This is a genomic window from Agrobacterium sp. 10T429, from assembly GCF_056393925.1.
Map to the genome: position 1 here is coordinate 56,700 of NZ_JBFTGV010000014.1, position 15,304 is coordinate 72,003.

General features: G+C 54.4%; 11 protein-coding genes and 1 pseudogene. 5 read left to right on the forward strand and 7 right to left on the reverse strand.

Going from position 1 to position 15,304, the window contains the following annotated elements:
- Positions 1 to 48 precede the first annotated feature (48 nt).
- The 3 genes from AC1DCP_RS24490 to AC1DCP_RS24500 all read right to left on the reverse strand — a co-directional run bounded on the left by AC1DCP_RS24490 (position 49) and on the right by AC1DCP_RS24500 (position 4,279).
- Positions 49 to 3,024: a Tn3 family transposase gene (locus tag AC1DCP_RS24490; RefSeq protein ID WP_080850553.1), complete on the reverse strand. Its 2,976-nt coding sequence runs from the start codon at positions 3,022 to 3,024 to the stop codon at positions 49 to 51.
- Between the two features lie 130 nt (positions 3,025 to 3,154).
- A complete protein-coding gene (locus AC1DCP_RS24495) occupies positions 3,155 to 3,484 on the reverse strand; it encodes an autoinducer binding domain-containing protein (RefSeq protein WP_476774732.1) in 330 nt (109 codons plus the stop codon).
- A 366-nt stretch (positions 3,485 to 3,850) separates the two neighbouring features.
- On the reverse strand, positions 3,851 to 4,279 hold the full coding sequence (locus AC1DCP_RS24500) for a YybH family protein (RefSeq protein WP_441360433.1): 429 nt from the start codon (positions 4,277 to 4,279) through the stop codon (positions 3,851 to 3,853).
- 134 nt (positions 4,280 to 4,413) lie between these two features.
- Between AC1DCP_RS24500 and AC1DCP_RS24505 the strand changes: the two genes are divergently transcribed.
- Positions 4,414 to 5,400: an AraC family transcriptional regulator gene (locus AC1DCP_RS24505; protein ID WP_476774733.1), complete on the forward strand. Its 987-nt coding sequence runs from the start codon at positions 4,414 to 4,416 to the stop codon at positions 5,398 to 5,400.
- 41 nt (positions 5,401 to 5,441) lie between these two features.
- On the opposite strand, the pseudogene AC1DCP_RS24510 reads toward AC1DCP_RS24505, so the two are convergent.
- Positions 5,442 to 5,531 (reverse strand): annotated as a pseudogene (locus AC1DCP_RS24510) (hypothetical protein); the annotation flags it as partial.
- 245 nt (positions 5,532 to 5,776) lie between these two features.
- Positions 5,777 to 6,727: an MBL fold metallo-hydrolase gene (locus AC1DCP_RS24515; RefSeq protein ID WP_441360435.1), complete on the reverse strand. Its 951-nt coding sequence runs from the start codon at positions 6,725 to 6,727 to the stop codon at positions 5,777 to 5,779.
- Between the two features lie 292 nt (positions 6,728 to 7,019).
- On the opposite strand from AC1DCP_RS24515, the gene maiA reads away from it, so the two are divergent.
- Complete coding sequence (gene maiA / locus AC1DCP_RS24520) at positions 7,020 to 7,649, forward strand: maleylacetoacetate isomerase (RefSeq protein WP_441360584.1); 630 nt, start codon at positions 7,020 to 7,022, stop codon at positions 7,647 to 7,649.
- 205 nt (positions 7,650 to 7,854) lie between these two features.
- Here maiA and AC1DCP_RS24525 read toward each other — a convergent pair whose 3' ends face one another.
- Positions 7,855 to 9,495, reverse strand: coding sequence for a CocE/NonD family hydrolase (locus AC1DCP_RS24525; protein ID WP_476764380.1), 1,641 nt, complete (start codon positions 9,493 to 9,495; stop codon positions 7,855 to 7,857).
- A gap of 526 nt (positions 9,496 to 10,021) precedes the next feature.
- The gene (locus AC1DCP_RS24530) at positions 10,022 to 10,849 is read right to left on the reverse strand and encodes an N-acyl homoserine lactonase family protein (protein WP_476774734.1); all 828 of its coding nucleotides are present in this window, start codon (positions 10,847 to 10,849) and stop codon (positions 10,022 to 10,024) included.
- A gap of 497 nt (positions 10,850 to 11,346) precedes the next feature.
- On the opposite strand from AC1DCP_RS24530, the gene AC1DCP_RS24535 reads away from it, so the two are divergent.
- Genes AC1DCP_RS24535 through AC1DCP_RS24545 form a run of 3 tightly spaced genes read left to right on the forward strand, consistent with a single transcriptional unit; the run spans position 11,347 to position 15,301 of the window.
- Entirely contained in the window at positions 11,347 to 12,537 is a 1,191-nt protein-coding gene (locus AC1DCP_RS24535) for an ABC transporter substrate-binding protein (protein ID WP_476764378.1), read from the forward strand.
- Positions 12,538 to 12,585: 48 nt separating this feature from the next.
- Positions 12,586 to 13,509, forward strand: coding sequence for a branched-chain amino acid ABC transporter permease (locus AC1DCP_RS24540; protein ID WP_441360439.1), 924 nt, complete (start codon positions 12,586 to 12,588; stop codon positions 13,507 to 13,509).
- 4 nt (positions 13,510 to 13,513) lie between these two features.
- Positions 13,514 to 15,301 (forward strand): branched-chain amino acid ABC transporter ATP-binding protein/permease, encoded by a 1,788-nt coding sequence (locus AC1DCP_RS24545; RefSeq protein WP_476774735.1) that lies wholly within the window; start codon positions 13,514 to 13,516, stop codon positions 15,299 to 15,301.
- Positions 15,302 to 15,304 lie beyond the last annotated feature (3 nt).

Genomic DNA, 15,304 nt, shown 5'->3' on the forward strand with positions numbered 1-15,304 from the left:
AACAAGAGGAGTGCAAAATCGTACGCTAAGGGCGAACGGAATGAGAACTTATGCGGCCCGCCGTAGCCCAGCTGGAAGGCGGAGCGGTCGAAATCCGTTGGGCATCTGATGTTCGGCATCCCAGGTGTAGATGCCGGTAAGGTTGATATGTTCCCAACTCAGCGGCGAGATGTGCTTCAACAGAGTATCAGGAATGTCTCGTCCCGCTCGTTTCAGCTGTGTGACCGCGCGATTAAGATAGACCGTATTCCAGTGCACGATTGCACTGACGACGAGATTGAGCCCTGAAGCGCGGAATGCCTGGCTCTCGAACGACCGATCACGGATCTCGCCTCGCTCGTGGAAAAAGACAGCGCGCTTCAGCTTATGGGCGGCCTCGCCTTTGTTGAGACCGGCTTGGCATCTCCGCCGTAGTGCCGGGCTTGAGTACCATTCGATCATGAAGAGCGAACGTTCAATCCGACCGAGTTCGCGGAGCGCCTTCGCGAGATGGCTTTGCTTCGGAGACGCAGAAAGCTTCTTCAGGATCGTAGACGGCACCACGGACCGCGTCGTAATCGACGCTGCAAGATGGAGCAGATCGTCCCAATGATCGAGTATCAGACTGGCATTTATCGGCGCGCCGATGTGGTTCGACAGCGCCGGATATGCACCGCTCTTTTCTAACGTGTGGAACTTCCGGTCTTTGAGGTTGCGCAGTCGCGGTGAGAACCGCTTTCCGATCAAGGCGAAGAGCCCGAAGATATGATCACTCGCGCCGCCTGTGTCAGTAAAGTGTTCATGGATGTCGAGGACAGTGTCCTGATCGAATAGCCCATCGAGCACATAGGCCGCCTCGCTCTCGGTGGGACTGATGGGCAAAATGCTGAAGTAGCCGTATTGATCTGACAGATGGCTATAGAATTTCGATCCGGGCTCGCTACCGTAATGCAAATTGATGTCCCCGCGCTTTGCAGCCCGGTCGCTCGTACGGAAGAATTGGCCATCGGACGACGACGTTGTGCCATTGCCCCAAAGGCGCGAATGCGGATGCTGGGTGTGGGCATCGGTGATGCACGCTTGAGCCGTGCGGTATGTCTCCGATCGGGCGTGGAATGTGCGCATCCACCCAATCTGGTGAGCGCTAATCCCCTTGGAGGCGCCCGCCATTCGTTTGGGGCCAAGGTTCGTAGCATCGGCCAATACACCAGCCAGCATGGCAGAAACATTTTTTGGGACGTCGCCGGTGCGAACATGCGTGAATAAATCTGCAAAGCCAGTCCATTCATGCACTTCCCTTAACAGGTCGGGAACCTCGACCAACGGATACATATCGCTGATCTCGGCATTCAGTGCCTCGGCGGCCACAGGGATTTCGCTGGCAGTTGGTGTGATGATCAACGTTCCGGCCTCAAGACGAACTCCTTCGAGCTTTCCGGATCGTGCCCTGTGCGCCAGACGCTGCAGGTTGAAGTCGAGCATCTGACGCGCTTCGGCAAGCCACTGCGCGCCATCAGCTTGGACGCCTAATCCGAGACGATCCCCCTCCTTCAACGTGATGAATGTTGTTCGCGGCATCAAATGCTCGTCAATGGGCCGGAAAGATCGGCTGCCGTCGACCCAGATCTCCGCAGATCGAAGCCGGTCTCGCAAAGAAGCGAGCGTTGCGATCTCGTAGAGACGGCGATCAGGTTTTTCTCGTTCGAAGATGAGCCGCCGGTCAGTTTGGCTAAGGTGGGTGAGCGGGACGCGATCAGGGAGCGTCCGTCGCTTCTCGGCATGAAGCCGTTTAAGCAGCGCAATTGCCGCTAGAAGTGGATCGTGGCGAAGCGCCGAGCGGAACGTGAATGCCTGAAGGAATGCACCAGTGTATTTGTGGACGGTCGCATATTGCTCGGCTGCTACGGTCAACGACGGCGCCTCGTTGTCGTCGACCATCGACTCGAGCTCAGGCTTCATCCGAAGCAGTCGATCCCAGCCGACTCTTTGGTCGAGAACAACCATTGCATTCCGACCATTGTTGTTGGCGGACTGCAGGGCGGTGATCGTATCGAGAAACATGCGCAGCGCTTTGGCGGTGTTCGCTCTGCAGTCCATCTGCCGCTGCTTCTTTCGGTTGTTGGCTTGCGAGAACAACTTACCCATCAGCTTGATGAACATCGTCACCGCTTCGTCCGTGAGTTTCTGGCAAAGCTTGATGACTTGAGCCACAATCAGAGCCTGGCGACGGCTGGCATTGAAGTCGTTGGCAAGCCAGGCCGGGGTTGCGTTACCCTCCCGGATCATCTGGTCCCACCGTCCTGCTGATATGCGCGCCTGTAACGTCGGATCGATCTCCAGCCGCCGCAGAAAGGCTATCCGCTCTGTCAGCCCGACCAGATTCGACGCACCTGGCGCTTCTGGCGCCGAGCGTAGCCAATGGAAGCGCGTCTGGCCGATCGACGGGTCCACTTCTAACAGCCGGTCCAATGATCGGAGCGTATCGAGCGGAACGTCTTTAATCAGAGTTGTCTCTGCCCGACGGCGAGCTATCGCACGGCCGGCAAGGCCAATCCGTTCGATCGTGTCGATCGCCGGTAGAAGAGCGCCGCGTTCACGAAACGCGGCGACAATCGAACTAACTATCGCAGCACCGTCGTCGGACGTCGCCGCCGCCTGAATTGCAGACAATAGCGCGGCGCGGCGATCTTGCAGCGTCGCGCTTCTCGTATCCAGATACATCATTAGCCGTGCTGTGTGATCCCGACGGGTTTCTTCACGGCGTGCATAGAGCGAAAATGCTTCCGGGGCGGCGCCGATCTGATCAGCAACATATTTAAGCATGGCGCGTGGCGGAATTTCTTCTGCCCCCAGCACTCGACCCGGGTATCGCATCAGACATAGCTGAATGGCAAAGCCAAGTCGGTTGTGATTGCGTCTGCGCAGTTCGATCTCTAGGCGATCGGCCGGTGACAATGAGTAGTGTCGGAATAGGCTGTCCTCGTCGACAGGGATATCGACAAGCTTTCGGCGATCTTGATCTTTGAGAAGCTTGCGCTTTGCCATAGCCCGACTCCATTCATAACCAATCTGCGCTTAGCGTTGTCGAGTCGGGCCGGACAGAGAAATCAAAACCAGCGAATATCGATGGCAATCCACAGAGATCGAACATCCAAAATCAGAACTACGGCATTGTTCATGCTTCGTTCGGCCTTAGCGTACGATTTCGGACTGCTCTTGTTCTGACCCCCCAATCGAAGGGCAGTTGCCGGAGGAGACCTTCGCGCAGAATGGGATCGACTTTCGCGTATCCTCGTAGAAGGTAACGAGCAACCCATGCGTCGCGGTATGTCGTGCGTACATATGGAGTATCGACCACGTCCGCTACCGTCAGCGCAAGGTGGTAAGTTGAAAAGTCGATATCGTAAGCCACTTCCAGGACGCGCAGCGCATCGTAAACACTCGGGGCATTCTGAACCGCATGAACAATATCTTGAAATTCATCCCGTACTCGTAAAATCTCCATTCAAAACTCCACCATAACGTGTGTTGCGGCCAAAATGACAGTGCGGCCAAGGGGCATAGCGAGCTGATATCAACACGTTATGGTATAACATATCGCATAATGTATGTTATGGAACTTTAGTAGGGGAGCTTCGCCTGACGTGCTGTAAAAACGGAACCTAGCGTGACCCAAAGTTTATGAATTTCCGAGGTTTACACAGTTCGCCATAGATTGCTCAGTTCGTTGTTTTTTCGAGGGTCTCGACCAAAGAACGACAGCTCGGATAGTCTTGTTCATAGTACGCTCCCCACATGGGACGAGTTATCGGCTTGCCCTCCAACGGAAGGCAAGCCGATCGAGAAACATCGGATTGGAGTTCATCGGTCACTAAACTGAGGCGATATCCACCGATTTTGTCAGACCCCAGTTCGAATGGACAATGCGCCATTGACCATCAATCAGGCGATAGACTTCCGTGCAATTCCAGGCACGCAGAGGTTTTTCGCCCTCGGCTCCGTCTGAGACAAATGTATTGAGGTTGTAGCTCAACACGGCAAGATCGCCCACCTCACTGACGATAACGTCAGGATTGAGATATTCATTCCGAATAATATGAGGGTTCTTGTAAAGCTTTTGGATATGGGCAATCGCAGCTTCACGACCCACAAGGAGCTTCTCTACGAGAGGATCGAAATAGACGAGGTCTTCGTGCCAGCTTTCAAAGTAGCCACTGGTGTCGCCTATGCTCCAACGCTCGTTGGCCGAACGCTCCAGCTCAAGAAGCGTCTCTCCGATTTTTTTCACATCAATCGACATTTTTTATCCTTCAAAATAACCATTCACATGGCTATTAACAGCCATGACATCGCACAAAAAGGCAGATTTCCGCGAATTCCTGATAGAATTCGGACATGTGGTGATTTCAGTATGCCCGGAAAGGTTATGTAAAAATGGCTTCCACTAGCCGGAGGAAGGTTGATGTCGAACATCTCGGCTATCACCCCTCGGGATCATATCGGTACGACCTTGAAGTCTTCGCAGTAGCTGACCTCAAGGGAAGAACACCGAGGGAGGCCATGCGGTTTACTTACAGCTATGAATTTTACATGCTGATTTGTGTCACCGAAGGCCGGTGTGTTCAGATTGTGGATTTCGAACCGGTATCCTGCTCCGCCGGAACCTTCCTTGCACTGCGGCCAGGACAAGCGCATAACTTCGGTAGCGACGAGGGCTGGAACGGATGGATTATCCTGTTTCGCCCCGAGTTCCTTTTGCCCGCGCTTTCCATATCCAACGACCTCCGGCCGGTCTTTGATCTTGATCGCTTGCCAGAGAGCCTTACGCTGGACGCCTCTGAGCTAAACCGTGCATCAGACGCCATTGTTCGGATGCGCGACGACTCGCTAATCGAATCACGATCAGTACTTTCCCCACTGGACGGGAATGCCAGCACAGAAAAACTTGCAGCGGACGTCAATGCGTTGCTGCGTTATGAATTCTATGCCTTTGTGACGTGGCTTGCTGTCATACATGGCAGGCGACCGGGCCAGGACCACCAGAATGCGGGGGCGCTCCAACGCTTCAATCGCTTTCAGAATCTTGTCGAGCAGCAGTTTTCCGAAAAGAGTCAAGTCAGTGATTATGCCAGGCAACTTGGGTGCACGGAGAAAAGCCTGACGCGAGCTACGAAAATAGCAGTTGGCATGAGTGCAAAGGCATTTCTTTCCAGGCGCCTAACTCTCGAAGCCAAGCGCTTGTTAGCACATACCGATTTAGCGGTCGGTGTGATTGCGGAAAAGCTGGGATTTCAGGAGGCCACCCACTTCAGCAAGTTCTTTAAGCGTGAAACAAACTGCAACCCGAAGGAATTTCGTCTCCGGACTTTGTCTTTAATGCCTGCTGCTACGCCACACGTTGGGATCATGAGGGATGGATGAACGTCATGCCGACGTGCCACATCGCAGACGCGTGCACGAGGCTGAGCTGCTTGCGCCAAGATGCTCAGCTTCACCTCCAACGGCCAGCGTCGTCTGCGTTCGATGCCTGAAATAATGTCCATGCGAGCCATGCCAACCTCTAAGATCCCGATCTAATCTCAGCATTAATGCTGGTACTAACGCCAGATCATCGCCTGGATGGCTCATTTCGAGAAATGACTTGGCCGGGCACACACGACAAGGGTTGCTTGAATTTAAACGCGAATAAAAGGCTTGAGGCACCGGGTGAGTGATTATCAAGCACTTCTCAAATAACTTGGACATGTCAGATGCACCAGTTCGGTCACGCCGTAGGGCGTGACCGAAGCAAGAAAGCTTATCCGTGAAGAGATTCCCACATCGCCTTGTCACGCTCTGCAGTCCATACGCGGGGTGTGTCGATACCACGTGCTTCATCATAAGCGCGCGCAACGTTGAACGGGAGGCAATGTTCGTAGATCGCATATTTGGCGAACTTTTCATCGCAGGCCGCCCGGCACGCATCCCACGCCTCTTTCAGGCTACCGCCACGCGCAGCGACTTGGGCAACAGGTTTATAAGTACTTTCAAGGAAGTCTGTCGTACTGGCGATTGCCTTCGCAACCATATCATGGCCAACGAGAGCGTCACCGCGGCCCGGTACAATTGCTTTCGGACTGTATTTAGCAATTTCCTGAAGGGTGCGGGGCCAGTCCGTAAAGTGTGCGTCACCGCAGTAACATGCAGAGTGATATTCGACGATATCACCGGTGAACATCACCTCTTCATCCGGAACCCAGATGACTGAGTCGCCGGCGGTGTGCGAGCGACCTAGATGCATGATCTCGACCTTGCGCTTGCCGAGATACACGGTCATCTTACCTGAAAAGGTTGTGGTGGGCCAGGTTAGACCAGGAATTTCCTCGTGGCCTTCAAACAGGCGCGGGAAGCGCCCGAATTCAGAATCCCAGTCCTCCTTGCCGCGTTCTTCCACCTGCGAACGGGCTATATCCGACATAATGATTTCTGTGTCACCGAATGCCGACGCCCCGAGAACTCGCACAGCGTGATAATGGGTGAGTACGACATGCTTGATAGGTTTATCTGTCACGGACCGAATGCACTCAACGACTTTCCTGGCAAGGCGTGGCGTAGCCTGTGCCTCGATCACCATCACGCTGTCATCGCCAATGATCACCCCTGAATTCGGGTCACCCTCTGCGGTGAACGCGTAAAGATCTCTGCCAATCTCGCTGAAAGTGACTTTCTTCTCGGTGAGATCGCCCTGCGATGCGAACTTCTTTTCCATTGGTGTTTCTCCTGCATTGTTCTCGATTTTGGCTACTTGATCTAGCCGTCGACCAACCCATTAACTGGTCAGAAGACGCCCTCTGAGTGCCGTTGGTGACAATCCCGGGGGCAAGTAGATGAAGAGGGAAGCATCCCAACGCAAAAATTCATGTCCAATTCTTGCTCAGACGGGACGCCTCTATAACGACGGAACGAAGTCGTATTTGACAAACGAGTTCGCGTATAACAAACATACCGTCAAATTCTGGGAGGTCAAGCTCTCGCCTTGGAAGCAATCATTGGAGGCTAAAATGCCGGCTCTTTTGTACGACTATTGGCGCTCATCGTCGGCCTATCGGGTTCGAATCGGGCTCAATCTTGCGGAGATTCCGTTCAAGACAAAAACTGTCAATCTCTTGGAGGGCGAGCAAAGAGAAGAGCAATATTTGTCGCTCAATCCTCAAGGTTTCGTGCCGACGCTTGACCTTGATGGGCGGATCTTCACGCAATCGCTGGCAATCCTGGAGTATCTCCATGACACGAAAGCAGCCAACCTGCTTCCCGATGGCGCCATGGAGCGTGCCCGTGTGCGTGCTCTTGCTTACGCAATCTCGATGGACCTCCATCCGATCTGCAACGTCTCTGTCGCGAAGTACGCGGTAGATGCTTCAGACGGTCAGATTACAACCCAGGCATGGATGCAGCACTTCATTCAGCGCGGCCTTACGGCGTTTGAAAGCATGCTGGATACTCCGGAAACGGGCGCGTTTTGCCACGGCGATCAAATCTCACTCGCTGACATTTGTTTGATCCCTCAGGCTTATAATGCGCAACGATGGGATGTTGATCTAGAAGCGTGGCCACGAACGGCCGGTCTATATAAATCCCTCGCGCAAATTCCTGCTGTCGCTTCCGCTCACCCAGATCAATTTAAATCGTAATCTTTGATCACTCAGGCGGGCATGTCGACGCGGTGAAAGTACGTTTCGACAACCTGTGTTGGAAGCATCATCATGAAGGCTATATCGATTGGAGAGGGCATCAAGAGATTTACTAATTCCCAAGGCGATCGTCTAAGCGGCGAGATACTGCCCGGGGGCACTGACTAAAGCCGGGCAGTATCTATCGTTGAAGAATATGGCGGGATTATCTAGACCGCACCTGACAAGGCCCCTCGCCCGCCAACTCAGGATCGTTCTTCCAGAACGGTATTCCTGGATTGTCACTCGATACCCAGCATTCCGCCGGCGCGAGAGGAAGATTAATCGCCGAGGCGGTTTCAGGTCCATAATGAAGCGTCGTCGTGCCCCCCGCCAGTGACGCTGCCTGAGGACCGGTGGGAAAGCATGGATCAAGACCGAGCGGCGGCCCGCATTTGTCTGAAGGCGTTTGCGTTGTTATAACCAGCCGAAGCTTGCTGCCCGCGGGAATAGCGGCAAAACGTGCCGACACGGCGAAGTCATATTTGTTTACTTCGCCCGGCTTAACCGGCTTATTAACGGCATAAGCGCCATAGGGCCGAACAGGCACACCCTTGGTATCGAACCACGATCGGTCAGGGTCGTTTTCGGATAAGCTGCCGAGCACTGTACCTGATGATATCCTCGTAGCGGCCCCATCAGCGTCGACCACCTCCAGAGTTGCGATCAGTTCCAGGTTTTTTGTGTTCGATGAAGCAAAGAGAGATGCGCTGATCGGGCCGGCTAGTGTGGCGCCATCCACGAAAGCCGGGGAATCAAACTGGAGTATGCTGCCGGCGCCTGGCTGTGCCCAAGTGATTCCGTCGCGGCTCGGCGTCGCCGGAACGTCTTTAGACAATGTCCTGTCGGCTGAGAGATAGTACGAGGTGTAGGTGCTGACCGGTGGATAGGCGCCTGTGTTGAACCAGCGGTTCGAGATCATTTCATGCGCGTGGATCGGTGCATTCGTGTCTGCCATTCCGGTCTTGGCGCCCTTCAGCCAAGTGTCGTACCATTCAAGCGTAATGCGATCATCTTCGTTCTCGCAATGCCCACCTTGCCCCATAACGATCTGATACCGGCCTGACGGAAGCTTGCTTTTCGCCATCTGACCGAAAACCGGGAGCTTTTGACTGGCATTCTGCAGATAGGCGTAGAGCTCCAAAGAACTCTGCGCGTAAATATCGCCTTCGTTGCTCCAAAGCAGGACCGGAACACCAGTATCGGCGACTTTCTGTACAAGGTTTCCAACAGTGCGCAATTGCCAGTACGTGCCATCATAGGCTCGAGAGCCTCCGGTCGTTACCTCCTCAAGGAAAGTGACGCCTGTAGGTGCGGTTTTGCCGCCCATTGCGCTTCCGATAACACGTTGAAAATTCAACGTCTGCGACGGAATGCCACCAGCGAAATACGGCTCACGATATAGTTCTGCTCCCATACAATAGGGCGCTATCGCTCTAACCGGCGAGTTTGCACCAAGCTCCGCGACGGTCAGAACCTGGTTGATACCGGCGTAAGATCCACCATGTAACCCGACAACCCCATTTGAATTCTCGAGCCGTGACGCAGCCCATGCAACAAGTTCTGCTCCGTCTTTTGCTTCCCGTTGATCGAAAAATCCGAATTCACCGCCAGATGAAGTGGTGCCGCGAACATAGGCGGTGGCGAAAATATAGCCCCGCTTTACAAAGTAGTCGCCTGCGGTCGGCTTCGTATTCAGATAAGGCGTTTGCGTAAGAAGGACAGGAAATGGCCCTTTCGCCCGTTCGCCCGTGTTGAGGTCGGTCGGGTAAGAGACATCGACCTTCAGGACAGTGCCGTCGTTCATGCGAACCGATGTCTGTGTCTCGACCTTCGCGCCGAAAATTGCTTCTCCAGGCGTCCACGTTCCGCCGGGCCAAGGCGTTGCGGACGCGTGCGGCGTATGCTCTTGTGCCCAGGACGCAGATGCATTGAGGCATACGCATCCTATGAACAAGGCGGCGGCGCCCATCACCTTCGCTGCAGCCGTTACGCGATTAGGTGATCTCACGATTCCATGTCTCCCGACCATGCTGACTTCCTCTCCTGTTGTCATTTCTTTCGAACCACCGCCGTCAGGGCAGCAGATCTTGGGGTTGGACCTAGAAGCGGGCGACGCCAGTGACTGCCTTACAGAGCTGCTCAAAAACGCACCATATTTCCCGGCCAAAGGACCATCGCCGCAGTAAGGAAACAGGATGAATGACCTCCCGCTTACGGGCGTGTTCTCGCTTGCGGACCTAGAGGAAGAGGTACCGCGATATCCGTTTATCGTCAATACATTCGGTATTAGCAAATTTAAGGCTATGCCCGCCCGCTATGTCGTTTCGCCACTAGTCGTAGAAGTGTGGCGCGCAGTCGAAGTTTGCGAGGTTGCACTCGTCATGACCGAAAAAGACACGGGCCTTGCTGTTTTCAACAATGCGCTTCAACCTTCTATTCGAGGAAAACCACGCATCCTGATTCCGCATTCCCCAGCCAGGTGGCTCTGACGCTTCGAAATTTTCCCGGAACACGCACTGATCCGACGTGAAAAAGATCGGCCCTGAATTCGTCAGATCCAGCAAAAGTCCCATGAGACCGTTTGCGTGCCCGGGCAGCAAATGAAGCGTCACCCCTTTGAAAACCTCGACGGTTGAACCGGTCAACGGCTGCCAGTTGTGTTCGAACGACAGATAATCAGGAAGATAATTGCCGTAATCCTCCTTTGTCGCGACCGCGTAGAATGCCTGGCGCAATTCGTCTTCATGGACATAAATCGGAATGCTTGTGCCAGTGAAGTACTGAAGGCCGCCGGCATGATCCAGATGGAGGTGGCTAAGGACGATCGCTTTGACGTCTTTGATGCTGTTCCCTGTCGATTCAATCGCCCGATCCAAACGATGCTCATCCGTATACTCGATCCAAGGGAAGCCGTCAGCAAAGTCCGGCCCCCAAGCAACGGCAGGATCAGGTGCAGACCCGCAGTCATAAAGTACCAGGCCAGCGTCAGGATGTGCGATCAGCATCGCAAACATCAACATGCGGCGGCGCTCGTGCGTGGGGAAAGGGTCAGACACGGTCGAACTATTTCGCCCGCGTAGAAACCATCCAACATCGCCTTGTGTTGCTCCCAGACGCAAAATCCAGACCTTGATGTTCTGGTGAGATGACCTCTCCATCGAATTCTCCTCCTCCGATCGCGTGCAATCGTTCCTCGTTGTGAGGCTATATGCAAATCTCTTCGTTCCTCAACAACTTTCGTTCAGCCTCCCAAATTCTCGTGGTCCACTCGAGAATCATGCTGTTTTCTGTTTGAGCGCTACGGCCCTCCCGGTTTCCAGAATTTTGGGGACTCGGTATAAAAATACCGCACAATCAATAAGTTACTCGCGATACCTCTCATAGAATTAACACTCACTGCACAGTGAAAACTTCCAATTTGTTTGTCTATTGCTAATCAATTCGTCATGAGGTATTGGTCAAACTCGCCCGCTGCAGCAGCGGGAAGGAGGACGCCAGCTTGGAGGAGCAACGGTGAATGGAGGAGAGCTGCCGTTTGAACGTTTGTTCAAATGGCTGCGAATAGCKAGGTATCTCGTCACGCCAATGATCTCCACACATACCGCGCCTCAAAATTCGGCGATGAAACACTGCTTTTTTGAAGTGGAGGAGAACAATGACAATGAAAAACAGTCTCTTTAATGCGGCGCTTTTGACGAGCGCATTGGCAGCGGCGACGGCATCTGCGCAAGAAATCAAACTCGGGTTCAATGGTGACCTTTCGGCATCACCGTCGGCACAGAGCGGACAGGCGGGTGTGCAAGGCATCCAGGCCGCTATCGAGGATATCAATGCTGCGGGAGGCGTGCTGGGCCAAAAGCTCACACTTGTGATCCGAGACGACTTGTCTCAACCGCCAAAATCTATCCAAAACATGAGTGATCTTATCGACAGCGAAGAGGTCGTCGCTGTTTTTGGACCCACAAACTCCGGTAATGCCCTCGCTTGGAAACACATTCCAAACCAGCGAAAGAATCCGTCGCTCGGTTGTGTGGGTTCGGCAACGGATATCACCAAAGCGATGCCTGGAGCCGACAATTACATGTATCGCGTCTCGATGGTCGATCGGGCGCAGATCGCGGGCATGGTTGCCTATGCGAAGAACCGGCCTAGCACCAAAAATGTCGGCTTCCTTGCTGAAACAACTGGCTACGGCCAAGGCGGTCTCAAAGACCTGACTGCTCTCGCTGAAGCGAAGGGTCTAATCCCGGTAGCGACGGAGAAATTCGGCGTGAACGATACCGATATGACATCCCAGCTCAGCAAGATGAAGGCTGCGGGCGTCGATACAGTCCTCGTCTGGGCGCAAGGTACCCCGATAGCGCAGTTGCTGCGCAGCATGGAAAAGATCGACTATTCGCCGGTGACACTCACCTCGTGGGCGGCCGATAATGCAAGCTTTTTCGACACTGCCGGTAAGACCCTCGCAGAGCGGCCAATCTTCATGCGTACGATCACGGAAGATCGCACACCAGATCAGCAGAAGCTTTACGACCGCTTGGCACCAAACCTGAAGTCGAAAAGCTCTTTCAGTTTCGCAGCGCATTGCTATGACGCAACGCTCATCCTGGCCGCTGCGATAAAGCAGGCAGGCGACACGGACGGCGCCAAGTTGCGCGAAGCCCTTGATAACCTCCAGGCTCCCGTCAAAGGCGTGATGAAGACCTACGAGAAGCCCTTCACAGCCGACCAGCACGAAGCTCTGACGGCGTCGGACTATCGGTGGACGCACTGGAAGGACAGCAAGCTCGCGACATATTCCGACGAAACCGTTCAAGCTCTGAAGCCTTCCGACTTCGAGGAATAACGGAGGGCTTAATCGCGCCTATCCCGATAGATCATTTTTGGAGCGGTCATGCTAGCTACCTATATACAGACACTTGTTAGTGGCCTGGCGATCGGCGGTGTTTACGCACTCATCTCGTTGAGCTTTAGCATCACATTTACAACCACCAAGACGATGAACTTCGCCCAGGGCGAGTTCATCTCCTTTGGGGCTTTCATCGGAGTTGCAACGCTCCTTGCGTTTTCAGGTTTGGCTGGTGGCCTAACCGCCGTTCCCGCTGAAGCGGCGGCTGGATGGCGTTATCCGGTTGCTGCGATCATCGCGACTCTGATCGCTGGGGGAATGGGAGTGCTCATTTTTCTGCTCGCTGTTCGGCCATTTGCCGGGAAGCGAGGCATGAACTGGGTTATGAGCACGATCGGTTTTGGCGTCATCTTGCAAAGTATCGGATTGACCATATGGGGCCCGGCTCCGGTAATGGTGCCGTCTCCGCTTGGCGACAATGTGTTGCGCATTGCGGGTGCCGGTGTCAGGCCGCAAGAGATTCTCGTCCTCGTCTCTGCCATAATCATCATGGTGGCTTTCGATCTTGTCATGCGCCGCTCAAAGATCGGAAAAGCGATGATGGCGGTCGCTCACAACCCACAGACCGCTAGCCTAATGGGCATCAATGTCAGTGCCATGATGATCGGTGCGTTCGCTCTGTCGAGCGGGCTTGCAGGACTTGCCGGTGTCCTGATTGCGCCTATCGCATCCGCTTCGCTCTTCATGGGACTGGCCTTCGCGCTCAAGGCTTTCTCAGGCGCTATCATCGGGGGCCTCACCAATCCGCGTGGCTGTATCTATGGCGGCTTTATTCTCGGTGTTCTCGAGTCCGCTGTCGGCCTTTGGCAGGCCCAGTGGAAGGAGATTGTCGTCTTTGGCCTCATCATTCTAGTCTTGGCAGTTCGCCCGCAAGGGTTGTTCGGACATGCCGCAATCGACAAGGTTTAAGCGTATGCGACATCTGATTGGAGCCGTCGGCCTCGCGGTCTTACTTGCGTGTGCTGCTTCGTTCATCCAGAACGAATTCTACTTACGCACCCTCTTTATGATCTGCATCTACTTTCTCTGTGCCGCAGGCATGAACGTCCTCTTGGGTTTTGCAGGGCAGAAATCGCTTGGTCAGGCGGGGCTTTTTGCAGCAGGTGCCTACACGGTAGCATTGCTGACGACACTATATGGCTTCGGACCCTGGACATCGCTTCTGCTCGCCTGCGTCGTATCCGCGATTTTTGGCGTATTGATCGCCGTTCCTTCGCTACGCGTCAGGGGTCCGAGCCTTGCAATGGTAACGCTGGCGTTCGGGATTGTCATCGAAAAGCTGGTGGCGGAGGGTTCAGACATATTTGGTGGCGCTATGGGCATCTATGCCATCCAGCCGCTGACTTTCAGGGGTGTGCCTTTTACAACACTTCAGTGGGTTTGGTTCGGCCTGGCTCTCTGCCTTGTCACCCATCTACTGCTAAGAAACCTGCTTGTCGGGCGGTTTGGACGCGCGTTCCTGTCGCTTCAGGCCGATGAGATCGCCGCTGGGGCGGTGGGAGTGCCAGTCTATCGCTATAAAGTGCTCGCCTTTGTTATTGCGGCTGTGACTTGCGGGCTTGCTGGTGCGATGGTCGCCCAGCAGAACCAGTACATCAATTCCGACTTTATCAACTTCAACCTGTCGATCTTCATTCTGCTGCTCGTTCTGTTTGGCGGTAGCGGCTCGCTTTATGGGCCTCTTCTCGGAGCAGTAAGCTTGGTTATCATTGGGGCAGTCCTGGCTCGATGGACCTGGGCGGAGCATTTCGTGAACGGCGCTCTCCTGCTATTCGCCCTGTTTGCCATGCCCAAGGGTCTTGCGGGGGTCCTTTCCAAGCTCCGGTTCGGTTCAACCCGCGAACACCATGCTGCCGAGGGTAGCTCCAAAATACTTCCTGCTAGCGACCTTTCAATTAAGCTCCCGACGCGCTGCAATCAAAAGCCCGGCACCTCCCTGATGACAGTGGAGTCGTTGAACAAAGCTTTTGGCGGTGTCGTCCCCGCAAAGGACGTATCTGTGAAGCTTACAACGGGCCACATCCACGCTTTGATCGGCCCGAACGGGGCTGGAAAAAGCACGTTTATCAACATGCTGACTGGCATCATTAGAGCCGATCGGGGCAAGATCGAATTCCTGGGCGAGGATATAACTGGCCACAAGGTCCACGATATCTGCCGTCGCGGTGTGGCAAGGACCTTCCAGAACCTTCGACTATTTCAGGACTTGTCCGTGCGCGAAAATGTCCTGCTTGGCCAGCACTCGCGCATGAAGAATGGGTTTGTTTCTTCGCTCCTTGGCCTGCCGAAGGCGACTCGAGAAGAAGCCCAGGCGCTGAGAAGGGTCAACGACATCTTGCAATTCACCGGCCTCACCCAGTTTGCGGCCTCTCCTGCAGGAAGTCTTGCTTATGGCCTGCAAAGGCGCGTTGAGCTTGCCCGAGCGCTGGCGTCTGAACCCCAAGTCCTTTTGTTAGATGAGCCGGCAGCCGGTTTGAATCCACACGAGACGGCGGAGCTAGGTGAGTTGCTGGTCCGGATCCAAAAAGAAGGGGTCACCATCCTCCTGATCGAACATCACATGGATCTGGTCATGGCGATATCCGACCATGTGGTCGTTTTAGACTACGGGCAGAAGATTGCCGAAGGAAGGCCCGACAAGATTCAATCCGACCCCCGCGTGATGGAAGCCTACCTTGGCGCCATCGTTGAAGCAGCATAGGAG

Bases quoted from the DNA above. Each gene is read 5' to 3' on its own strand.
- AC1DCP_RS24490 (WP_080850553.1), bottom strand. From the start codon at position 3,024: ATGGCAAAGCGCAAGCTTCTCAAAGATCAAGATCGCCGAAAGCTTGTC.
- AC1DCP_RS24495 (WP_476774732.1), bottom strand. From the start codon at position 3,484: ATGGAGATTTTACGAGTACGGGATGAATTTCAAGATATTGTTCATGCG.
- AC1DCP_RS24500 (WP_441360433.1), bottom strand. From the start codon at position 4,279: ATGTCGATTGATGTGAAAAAAATCGGAGAGACGCTTCTTGAGCTGGAG.
- AC1DCP_RS24505 (WP_476774733.1), top strand. From the start codon at position 4,414: ATGGCTTCCACTAGCCGGAGGAAGGTTGATGTCGAACATCTCGGCTAT.
- AC1DCP_RS24515 (WP_441360435.1), bottom strand. From the start codon at position 6,727: ATGGAAAAGAAGTTCGCATCGCAGGGCGATCTCACCGAGAAGAAAGTC.
- maiA (WP_441360584.1), top strand. From the start codon at position 7,020: ATGCCGGCTCTTTTGTACGACTATTGGCGCTCATCGTCGGCCTATCGG.
- AC1DCP_RS24525 (WP_476764380.1), bottom strand. From the start codon at position 9,495: ATGAACGACGGCACTGTCCTGAAGGTCGATGTCTCTTACCCGACCGAC.
- AC1DCP_RS24530 (WP_476774734.1), bottom strand. From the start codon at position 10,849: ATGGAGAGGTCATCTCACCAGAACATCAAGGTCTGGATTTTGCGTCTG.
- AC1DCP_RS24535 (WP_476764378.1), top strand. From the start codon at position 11,347: ATGACAATGAAAAACAGTCTCTTTAATGCGGCGCTTTTGACGAGCGCA.
- AC1DCP_RS24540 (WP_441360439.1), top strand. From the start codon at position 12,586: ATGCTAGCTACCTATATACAGACACTTGTTAGTGGCCTGGCGATCGGC.
- AC1DCP_RS24545 (WP_476774735.1), top strand. From the start codon at position 13,514: ATGCGACATCTGATTGGAGCCGTCGGCCTCGCGGTCTTACTTGCGTGT.